This window comes from Amycolatopsis sp. (assembly GCF_025464955.1).
Classification (GTDB): Bacteria; Actinomycetota; Actinomycetes; order Mycobacteriales; family Pseudonocardiaceae; genus Amycolatopsis.
Genome location: NZ_JAODNM010000080.1, coordinates 44,206 through 56,742 on the forward strand (window position 1 = coordinate 44,206; position 12,537 = coordinate 56,742).

Genomic DNA, 12,537 nt, shown 5'->3' on the forward strand with positions numbered 1-12,537 from the left:
CAGGACAGATCATGGAGATTCACGTCGACCGTGCGCGGTGCACAGGCATCGGGATGTGCGAGTCCGTCACTCCCGACTACTTCGAAGTGTTTGACGACGGGACCCTTGTCCTGCATCGCGTCGACGTGCCCGAGCAGGACGTCGCGCTGATCGAGGACGCCGTGCGGGCGTGTCCGGCGGGCGCGCTGTCGCTGGAGAGCGGGCATGAGGTCTAAGTGGACGGATCGAAGGCGGGACTGGTCGTCGTCGGGGCGTCACTCGCGGGCCTGCGGGCGGTGGAGTCGGCGCGACGCGTGGGTTATCGCGGTCCGATCACGCTGATCGGAGAAGAGGTGCACGCCCCTTACGACCGCCCGCCGTTGTCCAAACAGTTTCTGGTGGACAAGCGAAACCCGGTACCGCTGTGTACCGAAGGGGAACTCCGCGAACGACTCGGCGTGCGACTCCTGTTGGGCTACAAGGCGGCCGGACTGGATCCGGACTCGCGCCTCGTGCGGCTCGATGACGGGTACCGGGTGCCTTACCACCGTGCGGTCATCGCGACCGGCGCGAAGGCACGAGGGCTGAACGGGTCGGGTGGGTTGGCCGGCGTGCACACCCTGCGCACGGTGGAGGACGCTTCGACCATCCGCGAGGCGCTGACTCTGGGGGCGCGAGTCGTAGTCGTCGGTGCGGGATTCATCGGCGCGGAGATCGCATCGTCGGCGGTGTCCGTCGGCGCGACGGTGACCATCGTGGAGGCCGCGCTGGCACCACTGGTGCGGGCCGTGGGTGAAGTCGTGGGGACCGAACTGGCCAGGTTGCACGACCTGGCTGGTGTCCGTGTGGTGCTCGGCGCGCGCATCACCGAGCTGCTGGGGACGACACGCGTCACCGGGGTCCGCCTCGCCGACGGGCAAGGCGTCCCGGCCGACGTAGTGGTCGCCGGCATCGGCGCGGTTCCGGCTACCGAGTGGCTGAGCGGGTCAGGCGTCGTGCTCGATCCCGTCGGCGGCGGGATCGTCTGCGACGAGTTCCTGCGCACGTCGGTCGCGGGCGTCTACGCCGCCGGTGACGTGGCGTCCTGGCCGAACGCGATCATGGACCGGCGGATGCGGATGGAGAACTGGACCGGCGCCGCCGAACAGGGGGCGCGGGCGGCGATCAACGCGCTGTTCCCCGACCGTGCCAAGGCTTTCGAGACGGTTCCGTACTTCTGGAGCGACTGGTATGGCAGCCGCATCCAGTTCGCGGGCACCGCACTCGCCGAGCGGGCGGAGATCGTGACCGGTGATGTCGAGCACGCCCAGTTCGTCGCCCTCTACAGCACGGGTGGCCGCGTTGTCGGCGCGGCAACGCTCAACCGGCCGGCGAAGATCATGAAGCTGCGTCGGTTGATCGAGCGACGATCAAGCGTCGATGACGCCGTCCAGCTGCTTGAGCGGTCGCCCACCGCCGGAGTACCGGAACCTGCAGCAGGAAGAGCCCAATCATGCCCCTGACCACCAAGGCCGCAGTCCTGCGCGCCGCCGATGGCCCGTTCGTCATCGAGGACGTAGTCCTCGACCCGCTGGGGCCTGAGGACCTGCTCGTGCGCATCGCGGGGACGGGCATGTGCCACACCGACCTGGTGGCCCGCGACCCTGCCTTTGCGGCCGCTCTGCTGCCCGCCGTACTCGGCCACGAAGGCTCCGGCGTCGTGACGGCGGTGGGAGGCGAGGTCACGGACTTCGAAGTCGGCGATCACGTGGTGATGTCGTTCGACTCGTGCGGCGGCTGCGGGTTGTGTCGAGGCGGTGACCCCGCCTATTGCGAGAATTTCCTGGCGAGCAATCTCTCCGGCCGGCGGCGGGACGGTCGCCCCGGGGCGACGGGAAGCGACGGTGCTACTGTCAACAGCCGGTGGTTCGCCCAGTCGTCGTACGCGGGGTTCGCCGTCGCGACCCGGCGCAACGCCGTCAAGGTCGATCCGGCCCTGCCGTTGGAGCTGCTGGGGCCGCTCGGGTGCGGCTTGCAGACCGGTGCCGGTGTCGTGTTCAACGAGATGAACCTGCGGCCGGGCCAGAGCGTCGCCGTGTTCGGTGCGGGCACCGTGGGGCTTGCGGCCGTGATGGCCGCGAAGATCGCGGGCGCGACGGACATCGTCGTGGTCGACACACATCCGGGCCGTCTGGAGATGGCGGTGGAGCTCGGCGCGACCCGCGTCTATCCGGGCAGCCTGGAGCTCGTCACCCGGATCCTGGGTGGTGAACCCGGCGTGGACCACACCTTGGACACCACCTCCGTGCCCGCGGTCATGGCTGCGGCGGTTCAGGTTCTCGCCCCCCGCGGCGGCGCGGTCCTGGTGGGTGGGGGAGCGGGGGCGTTGACGATCCGTCCACCCCAGCTCGCCGGGCGGCGCCTCACCTACGTGCTGGAAGGAAGTGCGGTCCCGCAGGAGTTCATTCCGATCCTGCTCGGGCATTGGCGGGACGGCAGGTTCCCGTTCGACCGGCTTATCCGCACGTACCCGCTCTCGGAGATCAATCAGGCCGAAGCCGATTCGCTGTCCGGAGTGACGATCAAACCCGTCCTGATCCCGGAAAGCGTCTGACTGTCGTGCCGCGACGATTGGAAGGCAGCTGATGACCAGGCAGAGTACGACCAGGCAGGGCACTGAGCCGACACCCGCGACGGCCGACGGCGTCGACCTGTCTACAGCGGACAAGTTCGGAATCGTGAATCCTGCCACCGGCCGGGTGTTCGCGCACGCGCCGGCGGTCGGGGTCGACCAGCTCGACCACGTGTTCAGCACCGCGCAACGCGCTTACGACAGTTGGCAGGACGACGAACCCGCGCGGCGCGCAGCGCTACGCGCCGCCGCGGACCGTCTCGACTCGGCTGCCGACGAACTTGCCCCCCTGCTCACTGCCGAACAGGGTAAACCGCTCCTCCACGCGCGAGACGAGATCACGAGATCCGCGCTGTGGTTACGGTACTTCGCCGACCTCGAGGTGCCTCGGGAAATCGTCCGCGACGACGCCGAGGCGTACCAGGAGGTCGTCCGCAGGCCGCTCGGTGTGGTCGTCGCGATCACCCCGTGGAACTTCCCGATCATGCTCGCCTTCTGGAAGATCGCCCCGGCACTGCGCGCGGGCAACACCGTGGTGGTCAAGCCTTCGCCCTATACGCCGCTCACCATGCTCGCCGTGGGCAAGCTGCTCCGCGAGGTGCTGCCGGCGGGGGTCCTGAGCGTGATCAGCGGCCCGGAGCCCCTCGGCGCGGCGGCGGTGGCACACCGCATCCCCCGCAAGGTGAGCTTCACGGGCTCCACCGTCGTCGGCCGCCAGGTCGGAATCGCCGCGGCCGCCGACTTCAAGCGCGTCACGCTGGAGCTCGGCGGCAACGACCCGGCGATCCTCCTCGACGACGTCGACGTCGACCGAATCGCACCATCCCTGTTCTGGAGCGCGTTCGTGAACAGCGGCCAGGTATGCCTCGGCGCCAAGCGCATCTACGTCCACCACTCGATCCATGCCAGGGTGGTCGAAGCGATGGCGGCACTCGCCGGCACGGTCGTGGTGGGCGACGGCGCGATGCCCGGCGCCCAGTTCGGTCCACTGAACAACCTTCCCCAGTTCGAGCGGGTCAAGGAGTTGGTCGGCGACGCGGTCCACCACGGGGCGGCGGTCGCGGCCGGCGGCGCACCGCTCGACCGCGACGGGTACTTCTACCCACCCACCGTGCTGTCCGCCGTGACTGACGGCATTCGCGTCGTGGACGAGGAACAGTTCGGTCCGGTCATGCCCATCGTCGCCTTCGACGACGAAGCCGACGTAGTGCGGCGCGCCAACGCCAGCGCGTACGGCCTTACGGCGTCAGTGTGGTCGGCGGACCCCGAACGCGCCTACGCCCTCGCGGCCGAAGTCGACAGCGGCCAGGTCAGCGTCAACGTCCACGGTGGCGGGATCATGCCCACCTTGCCTTTCGGCGGCCACAAGGACAGCGGCATCGGCGTCGAGAACGGCCCGTGGGGCCTCGCGTCGTACACCGATATCCAAGTCATCGCCGGACCCCCACGCAACCCGTCCTGACCATGACAGCCACCGATGACGCTGGAGCCACCATGACTGACCCTGTCTGCCCTCCCGGCACCGCCTTCGCCTACGTCGTCGACGCTGTCCGTGTCGGCGGCGACATCGCGACCGCCGTGGCGCGCCTGGTCAATCGCCTGACCGACGACGAGCTGCTGTGGCTGCTCGACGGGGATCGCACTGTGCTTGCCGGGCTCCGCGGGATCACCTCGGGGTACAACATGGTGGCCGTCGAGGCGGGCCGGGTCGACCGCCTCGGGATCCCCGGGATCCGGTTCACCGACGGACCACGGGGGGTGGTCATGGGCAGCTCGACCTCGTTCCCCGCCTCGATCGCCCGCGCCGCCGCGTGGGACACCGGCCTCGAACGCGCCATCGGCGACGCCATCGGGACCGAGGCCCGTGCCCTGGGCGCCAACCTGTTCGCCGGTATCTGCGTCAACCTCGCCTACGCCCCTGGCTGGGGTCGCAGCCAGGAGTCCTACGGGGAGGACCCGGTCCTGATCGGCGCCATGGGCGCCGCCATGACCGAGGGAGTCAACCCCTGGGTGATGTCGTGTGTGAAGCACTTCGCGCTGAACTCCATGGAGGAGGCCCGTTTCTCCGTCGACGTCCAGGTCGCCGACGACGTACTGCACGAGGTCTACCTGCCCCACTTCCGCACGGTCGTGGCGGCCGGCGCGGACTGCGTGATGAGCGCGTACAACTCCGTCAACGGGGTCTGGGCAGGGGAGAACCGCCACCTGCTCACCGAGGTGCTACGCGACGACTGGGGCTTCGGCGGGTTCGTGATGTCTGACTTCCTGTTCGGCCTGCGTAGCCCGATCGAGTCCGTCGCCGCGGGCCAGGACCTGGAGATGCCGCTGCGCCAGCAGCGCGCCCGCGTCCTTCCCGCCGCACTGGCCGACGGCCGCCTGGCCCGCGCCGATGTGCGGACCGCCGCCACCCGGATCCTCACCGCCCAAGTCCGCCTCGCCCTTCGCGCCCGGCCCACGCCCGCCGCGGACGTCGTGGCTTCCGCCGCGCACCGCGAGCTGGCTCGTGACGCCGCCCGCCGAGGGGTGGTGCTGCTGCGCAACGAGCAGGCGGACGGAGCCGCTGTCCTGCCGTTCTCCGTCGAGACTCTGGGGCGCCTCGCCGTCGTCGGGCGGCTGGCCGAGCAGCCCAATCTCGGGGATGCGGGGTCTTCGAAGGTCCGCCCACCGTCCACCAGCAGTGTCCTGGCCGGTCTCCGCGAACGTCTCGGGAACCGCGTCGTGCACGGCCGGGACCTCGCCGCCGCCACGGCGGCTGCCCGTACCGCCGATGCCGCGGTGGTCGTTGTCGGCCTCTCGTCGGTCGACGAGGGCGAGGCCATGGCCGAGGTCGACCCCCAGGTGCTCCGGAGGCTGGGTGGGATCACCCGGGTCCCCGGCGTCGCCTGGCTGCTGAGCAAAGTCGTGGCTGCCGGTGACCGCAGCAAGAAGACCGGCGGGGACCGGCGCGACCTGCGCCTGCACGCCGATGATGTCGCACTGGTCCAGGCCGTGGCCGCGGTCAACCCGCGAACCGTCGTCGTGGTGATCGCCGGCGGCGCCGTCGTGCTGGATCCGTGGGAGGACGAGGTCGCCGGGATCCTGCTGGCCTGGTATCCCGGCATGGAAGGTGGGCGGGCGATCGCCGACCTGCTGCTCGGTGAAGCCGAACCCGGTGGGCGACTGCCGGTCGCCATCCCCCGTCGTCGCGAAGATCTCCCAGTCGTGGACTGGAGCGCCCGCACGGTGGCCTACGGGCGCTGGTGGGGGCAGCGCAAGCTCGACCGGGACGGCACGACCGCGGCGTACCCGTTCGGCTTCGGCTTGGGCTACACCACGTTCACGCTCGCGGATCTGCGCGTCGGGCCGGTCGAGGGCGAACGGTTCACCGCGACCGTGTCGGTGACCAACACGGGTCCGCGCACCGGCCGCCACGTCGTCCAGATCTACGCCCACCTGCCCGAGCAGGAACGGATTGTGCGGGCGCTGATCGGTTTCCAGGCTGTACCCGACGTAGCGTCCGACGAGAGCCGGACCGTGACTGTGGACTGCACCACCCGGCCGCTGCAACGCTGGGCGCACGACGGCTTCACGATCGACCATCTCACCACCGTGCCGGTCGAGGCAGCGTCCTGGTCCGGAGATCCGTCAGCGGCTGCGGGTGTGTTCAGAACGGGGCCGTGAGGTCATACCTGGAATTGTTAGAACGGCGCTCTCTGATCTTAGCCGTGGGCCTTGCTAGGAAAGGCGCTTTCGTCGCGGTGACTGCAAGGAACGTCCCTTTCGCCCGGCCGAGCGTGTCCGCCGCTTGCTACCGCGTGTCCGCGCTCTGGGTACGGCGTGCACAACCCGCCCGCTGCCTTGCGTGTCACCGAAGACCCACGGATGCGACCGGAGAGCCACAAAATGGCATCCTTGACACCGGTGAAACGTCGTTCTAACGTCAGAGGTGAAACCAGGTTCTATTTTTGTCGACTTGCAGTCCACTGAAAGGACGCGACGTGACCAGCGACGGCATCCGGGGATTTGACGCGGACAATCACTACTACGAGGCCATGGACGCGTTCACCAGGCACATCGAGCCGGAGTACGCGAAGCGGTGTATGCAGTGGGCGAACATCGACGGCAAGTCCCGGCTTCTGGTGGGTGGCAAGATCAACCGATTCATCCCCAACCCGACGTTCGACAAGCTCGCCGCCCCGGGTTCCTTGGAGGACTTCTTCCGCGGAAAGAACGAAGGCGGCCAGTCCACAGTGGAACTCTTCGGTGAGCTGAAGCCGCCGAGCCCGGCCTACAGCGACCGCGATGCCCGGTTGGCGACCATGGACGAACAGCGTCTCGACGGGGTCCTGCTCTTCCCGACTCTCGGGGTGGGGATGGAGCAGGCGCTGCGCGCGGACATCCCCGCACTGACGGCGGCGTTCCGCGCCTTCAACCAGTGGCTGCGGGACGACTGGGGGCACGCCTACCGGGACCGCATCTTCGCCGCCCCCTACATCACGCTCGCCGACCCGGACAACGCCGTGGCGGAGTTGCGCCTGGCACTGGAGAACGGTGTGCGCGTGATCGACATGCAGGCGGGGCCGATCCTCACCGAGCGCGGCTGGAAAGCGCCGGGCGACCCGATGTTCGACCAGTTCTGGTCGCTGCTCAACGAGTCGCAGATCACCTTGGCCTACCACGCCGCGGACAACGCGTACGCCGACCTGCTGCCGCTGTGGGGCGAGAAGGCCGAGCTGGAGGCACACCGCAGTGCGCTGCTACGCGGCCTGCTGTCGGCCAACGCGGTGCCGGACATGATGGCCGCGCTGCTCAGCGGGGGGATCTTCGACCGCTACCCGAACGTGCGGGTCGCGGTCATCGAGACCGGCGCCGGCTGGGTCGGCCCGCTGTTCAAGGGCCTCAAGAAGTCCTATGGACAGCAGCCGAAGGCGTGGACGTCCGATCCGATCGAGACATTCCGACGGCACTTTTGGGTGGCCCCGTTCTACGAGGACGACCTCAACGAGCTCAAGGACCTGGTGGGCATCGACCGAATCCTCTTCGGCTCCGACTGGCCGCACACCGAAGGGCTCTCCGAACCGCTCGCCTATGTCAAGGACATCGAGCGCGCCGGGCTGTCCGAGGTGGAGCGCGACAAGATCTTGCGGCACAACGGGGCCAGCCTCGTCCGGCCGGCCGCCGAGGTCCTGTGAGCACCCCGCTGGGGTACCCCATCATCGACACGATGATCGGCTTCCCCGCCGAAGGCCCCGGGCAGTACGAGTTCATCAGGAACCAGGCCAAGGACGAGCAGACCAAGGCGGAGTACGAGTTCCCGGTCGAGTACATGTTCAAGAACGTGCCCGAGGGCCTTTCCATCGAGGACCCGGTCGCGGTGACACTGGCCGAAATGGACCGTTTCGGGGTGGAGCGGGGCCTCATCGGAGTGGGCTCGACCGGCGCGGACGCGCTGCGCCGGTACCCGGACCGGTTCGTTGCGCAGGTGGAGATCGACGCGAACCGCGGCATGGACGGCATCAAGGACCTCGTTCGGTGCTACGAGGAGTACGACGTCCGTGCGGTGGGTGCGTTCCCGTGCGGCATGGCGCCCCAGGTTCCCATCAACGACAAGAAGATGTACCCCTTCTACGCCAAATGTGTCGAGCTGGACCTCCCGATCTTCGTGAACGCGGGCGTGCCGGGTCCGCGACTCCCTTTCGCGCCACAGCATGTCGGCTTGATCGACGAGGTCATGTACGACTTCCCGGGGCTCGTTTTCGTCGCCCGCCACGGTTGTGAGCCGTGGGAGGAGTTGGCCGTCAAGCTCATGCTGAAGTGGCCCGGTCTGCACTACTGCACGTCGGCCTTCTCGCCGAAGTACTACCCGAAGGCCATCGTCGACTACGCCAACACCCGCGGTGCCGACAAGATCGTCTACGCCGGGTATTTTCCGATGGGGCTCAGCCTCGAGCGAATCATGGGCGAACTGCCGAAGGTCGGATTCCGCGACCATGTATGGCCCAAGTTCCTCCACGAGAACGCCCGCCGAATCCTCAAACTCGGCTGATCGCCACCTAATCCAGCAAGAACACTCCGCGGCAAGGAAGCCACACGGGTTCGATCCCGTGCCGCCGTCCTCGCCGTTGGCGACCGGGAGAGGCAAGATGTCCATCGGTTTCACCGTCGAACACGACGAGCTCACCGCGTCGGTATCCGGTCTGGTCGCGCGTCATGCCGCCCGTTCCGACACCCGTGATCGGTTCGATGCCCTCGCTGCCGGCCTACGCCAGCCGTACTGGGAGGTGTTCCACCAGCAGGGCCTGCTCGCCATCCACCTTCCCGAGGACCATGGCGGCGGCGGTTTCGGCGTGCGCGATCTTGGTGTGGTCCTCGAGGCCGCCGGACACGGCCTGTTGCCCGGGCCGTACTTGCCGACGGTCCTGACCGGCGCCGTTGTCGCGGACAGTGGTTGCGGCCCCGCCCGCTCCGCAGTGCTGTCTGCGCTGGTCGCCGGTGCCACCGCGGCCGTCGCAATCGGCACCGGCGAGCTGGTCGCCCGGCGTGCCGAAAGCGGCTACCAGATCACCGGTTCGGTGTCGCCGGTACTCGGTGCGGTGTCGGCCGAGCACCTGGTACTCGGGGCGCGGCTGGAGGGAGACGTCGAGCTGGCAGGCGAAGAGATCTGGTTCACCGTCCCGGCCAGTGCCGTCACCGTGAGCGCAGGGCGGGCCATCGACCTGACCCGCGACATCGGCACCCTCTCGCTCGCCGGGCTCGCGGTGGCGGCCGATCAGGTGCTGTCCCGGATTGATTCGGCGTGTATCGGTGCCGCGGCGGCCGCCCTCGCCGCAGCCGAAGTAGTCGGCATCGCCAGGTGGTGCCTTGAGTCGGCGCTCGACTACGTCAAGGTGCGTGAGCAGTTCGGCCGGCCGATCGGCTCGTTCCAGGCGGTCAAGCATCGCTGCGCCCGACTGTTCGTCAGCGCGGAGACCGCGGCGGCCGCGGCGTGGGACGCCCTGCGTGCCGTGGACGAGGACGAGTACCAACGCCGCGTCGCGGCCGCCGCTGCGGCCGTCGTCTGCCTGCCCACCGCGGTCAACGCCGCGCTGGACGCGATCACCTTGTTCGGCGGCGTCGGATTCACCTGGGAGCACGATGTGCACCTGTACTGGCGGCGTGCGCAGAGCCTGCGCGCGCTGCTGGGCCCGACCGATCGGTGGGCACGTTCCCTGGGCAAGCTCGCGGTCGAAAGCGGCCGCGACTTCGAGGTACGCGACGTCGAAGTCGACGATGCCGTCCGGGTCGAGATCGCCTCCGATCTCGCACGGGTGGCAGGGCTCCCGGTAGCGCGACGTCGCGGTGCGCTCGCCGACCTCGGCTACGCCGCGCCGCACTATCCTCGCCCTCACGGACGCGCCGCGACCCCCGCCGAACAGCTCATGATCACCCAGGAGCTCACCAGACTGGGGATCGACCAGCCGTCCATGGCCATCGGAGAATGGGTGGTTCCGACCCTCATCGCGCATGGCGACGACGGTCAGCGGGAACGTTTCGTGGTCCCGTCGCTGCGGGGAGAGATCGCCTGGTGCCAGCTGTTCAGTGAGCCAGGAGCCGGCTCGGACCTCGCTTCCCTGATGACCAAGGCGACCCGCGTCGACGGCGGTTGGCGGCTGAGTGGCCAGAAGGTCTGGATCTCGCTGGCCCACGAAGCGGACTGGGGTGCCTGCCTTGCCCATAGTGACAACACTGTCGCCAAGCACAAAGGCTTGTCGTATTTCCTCGTCGACATGCACGCCGAGGGCGTGGAGGTCCGGCCACTGAGGCAGTCCACCGGGGCTGCGGAATTCAACGAGGTCTTCCTCAACGACGTGTTCGTGCCGGACGACTGTGTGGTCGGGGAACCCGGCCAGGGCTGGGTTCTCGCTCGCACCACGCTGTCCAACGAACGGATCGCCATTGGCGGCGGTATGTCGAGCTCCGGGCTCGGTGTGCTGCGGCGGCTCGTTCGCGACGGCACGGTGCCGGTCAACGGTCCGGACACAGCACGAGTGCTCGGCGGGCTGACCGCACAGGAGAACGCGTTGGCGGCGCTCAACCTACGGTCGGTGCTGGCCCGGCTGTCGGGCCTCGAACCGGGCGCGGCGGGCAGCGTGTCCAAAGTGGCCGGCGCGCTGCACTGCCGGGCGGCCGCCGACGCGATAGCCGACATCCTCGGTCCGCTGGCCGCCCACGTCGATCCACGCAGTTCCGAAGCCACTTGGAACTACTTGAACGTGCCTACTTTCCTGCTCGGCGGTGGAACCGTCGAAATCCAATACAACGTCATCGCCGAGCGCATCCTCGGCCTACCCCGGTGACCATTTGCGAGCCAAGACATCGAAGTCCTCTGGAACCGACAGGAGCACAGTTATGACCAGTCGAGTCGCTCTCGTGACAGGCGCGGGCCGAAACGTCGGGCAAGGGATTGCTGTCGCGCTCGCCGAAGCCGGCTACCGGGTTGCCGTGAACGACCTCGATGACCAGCGCACCAAACAGACCGTGGAGCTGATCACCGGCAGCGGCGGCACTGCGGTCTCGGCGCCCTTCGACGTGACTGACCCGGATGAGGTGGCGTCGGCCGTCGCCCAGCTCCAGGCGGAGCTGGGCCCGATCGACGTCGTGGTGAACAATGCGGGCGTCCCGGAGGGCGGCAAGACAGGCTCGTTCCTCAACAGCACTCCGTCTGACTGGCACACCTACATCGGCATCAACATGATCGGATCGACGAACGTCCTGCACGCCGCCCTGCCGGGGATGGTCGAACGAGGGTGGGGACGTGTCATCCAGATCTCCTCCGGCGCCGGCTCGGTGGGTCGGAACATCGGCGTCTCGCTCTACGGCGGCAGCAAGGCGGGGATCGAAGGTTTCCTCCGGCACCTCTCGCAGGAGGTGGGGCCATCGGGGGTGACAGTGAACTCGCTGGCACTCGGATTGATGGACAACGTCGGAACCGACATCCCGACGATGAAGGCGCTCCTCGCCGGCATTCCGGTCGGCCGCCTCGGCAAGCCGTCGGACGTCGGCGGCGCGGTGCTCTGGCTGTGCTCCGAACCGGGTTCCTGGGTGACTGGGCAGACCATCCACGTCAACGGAGGTTCGGTCAACGGCCACTGAGCATCCGAACACCGAACAAAGCTACCGAATCAACAGAGACGAGAAGTCTGATGGACTTTCATGGAGTTTCGGCAATCGTGACGGGCGGCGCCTCCGGTCTCGGGGCCGCTACCGCCCACCGGCTCGCCGACCGGGGAGCGACCGTTGTCATCGCCGACATCTCGGAGGACAAGGGCAAAGAGACGGCGGCGAGTATCGGTGGCGTCTACGCGCGAGTCGATGTCACCTCCACCGAGGACATCATCGCCGCCACCGAGCTCGCCACGACACTCGGCCCGCTCCGGGTGTTGGTGAACTGCGCCGGTCTGGGATTTGCCGGCCGGACAGTCGGGCGTGGTGGTTACGAGTCGGCTCACGACCTCGATATGTTCCGCCATATCATCGAGATCAACACCATCGGCATGTTCGACTGCATTCGGATCGCGGCCACCGCGATGGCCCGGACCGAGCCGTTGGCCGACGGGGAGCGTGGGGCCATCGTCAATACCGCCTCGGTTGCCGCGTTCGACGGCCAGATCGGCCAGGCCGCTTACGCTGCGTCGAAGGGTGGCATTGTCGCCATGACGTTGCCGATTGCGCGTGACCTCGCTGCGATCGGCGTCCGTGTGTGTACCATCGCTCCCGGCCTGATCGACACACCGATCTATGGCGAAGGTCCGGCATCCGGGCAGTTGAAGGACAAGCTCAAACGCGATGTCCTCTTTCCCCATCGGCTTGGCACCGCCGACGAGTTCGCCACCCTGGCCGTCGAAGTGCTCGGCAACAGCTACCTCAACGGCGAGGTCATTCGCATCGACGGCGGTGCCCGGCTGCAACCGAAGTAGCAGCTCCGAAAT

10 protein-coding genes are annotated in these 12,537 nt (G+C 68.2%); all 10 read left to right on the plus strand.

Going from position 1 to position 12,537, the window contains the following annotated elements:
- Positions 1–11 precede the first annotated feature (11 nt).
- The 10 genes from JWQ81_RS18040 to JWQ81_RS18085 all read left to right on the plus strand — a co-directional run bounded on the left by JWQ81_RS18040 (position 12) and on the right by JWQ81_RS18085 (position 12,525).
- Complete coding sequence (locus tag JWQ81_RS18040) at positions 12–215, plus strand: ferredoxin (protein WP_297542962.1); 204 nt, start codon at positions 12–14, stop codon at positions 213–215.
- Positions 216–1,481 (plus strand): FAD-dependent oxidoreductase, encoded by a 1,266-nt coding sequence (locus JWQ81_RS18045; protein WP_297542964.1) that lies wholly within the window; start codon positions 216–218, stop codon positions 1,479–1,481. It begins immediately after the preceding gene.
- The gene (locus JWQ81_RS18050; protein WP_297542966.1) at positions 1,472–2,572 is read left to right on the plus strand and encodes an NAD(P)-dependent alcohol dehydrogenase; all 1,101 of its coding nucleotides are present in this window, start codon (positions 1,472–1,474) and stop codon (positions 2,570–2,572) included. Before JWQ81_RS18045 ends, JWQ81_RS18050 begins: the two co-directional genes overlap by 10 nt.
- A 31-nt stretch (positions 2,573–2,603) precedes the next feature.
- Positions 2,604–4,052 (plus strand): aldehyde dehydrogenase family protein, encoded by a 1,449-nt coding sequence (locus tag JWQ81_RS18055; RefSeq protein WP_297542968.1) that lies wholly within the window; start codon positions 2,604–2,606, stop codon positions 4,050–4,052.
- A 32-nt stretch (positions 4,053–4,084) separates the two neighbouring features.
- Entirely contained in the window at positions 4,085–6,250 is a 2,166-nt protein-coding gene (locus tag JWQ81_RS18060; protein ID WP_297542970.1) for a glycoside hydrolase family 3 C-terminal domain-containing protein, read from the plus strand.
- A 317-nt stretch (positions 6,251–6,567) separates the two neighbouring features.
- Positions 6,568–7,761 carry an amidohydrolase family protein gene (locus JWQ81_RS18065; protein WP_297542972.1) on the plus strand — a complete coding sequence of 398 codons (1,194 nt, stop codon included), beginning with the start codon at positions 6,568–6,570 and terminating at the stop codon, positions 7,759–7,761.
- On the plus strand, positions 7,758–8,615 hold the full coding sequence (locus JWQ81_RS18070) for an amidohydrolase family protein (RefSeq protein WP_297542974.1): 858 nt from the start codon (positions 7,758–7,760) through the stop codon (positions 8,613–8,615). The genes JWQ81_RS18065 and JWQ81_RS18070 overlap by 4 nt, the downstream gene beginning before the upstream one ends.
- Positions 8,616–8,712: 97 nt before the next feature.
- Entirely contained in the window at positions 8,713–10,905 is a 2,193-nt protein-coding gene (locus JWQ81_RS18075; protein WP_297542976.1) for an acyl-CoA dehydrogenase, read from the plus strand.
- Positions 10,906–10,957: 52 nt separating this feature from the next.
- Entirely contained in the window at positions 10,958–11,701 is a 744-nt protein-coding gene (locus tag JWQ81_RS18080) for an SDR family oxidoreductase (RefSeq protein ID WP_297542977.1), read from the plus strand.
- A 50-nt stretch (positions 11,702–11,751) separates the two neighbouring features.
- A complete protein-coding gene (locus tag JWQ81_RS18085) occupies positions 11,752–12,525 on the plus strand; it encodes an SDR family NAD(P)-dependent oxidoreductase (protein ID WP_297542979.1) in 774 nt (257 codons plus the stop codon).
- Positions 12,526–12,537 lie beyond the last annotated feature (12 nt).

Coding starts and splice junctions, on each gene's coding strand:
- JWQ81_RS18050 (WP_297542966.1), top strand. CDS start 1,472: ATGCCCCTGACCACCAAGGCCGCAGTCCTGCGCGCCGCCGATGGCCCG.
- JWQ81_RS18055 (WP_297542968.1), top strand. CDS start 2,604: ATGACCAGGCAGAGTACGACCAGGCAGGGCACTGAGCCGACACCCGCG.
- JWQ81_RS18040 (WP_297542962.1), top strand. CDS start 12: ATGGAGATTCACGTCGACCGTGCGCGGTGCACAGGCATCGGGATGTGC.
- JWQ81_RS18080 (WP_297542977.1), top strand. CDS start 10,958: ATGACCAGTCGAGTCGCTCTCGTGACAGGCGCGGGCCGAAACGTCGGG.
- JWQ81_RS18060 (WP_297542970.1), top strand. CDS start 4,085: ATGACTGACCCTGTCTGCCCTCCCGGCACCGCCTTCGCCTACGTCGTC.
- JWQ81_RS18085 (WP_297542979.1), top strand. CDS start 11,752: ATGGACTTTCATGGAGTTTCGGCAATCGTGACGGGCGGCGCCTCCGGT.
- JWQ81_RS18075 (WP_297542976.1), top strand. CDS start 8,713: ATGTCCATCGGTTTCACCGTCGAACACGACGAGCTCACCGCGTCGGTA.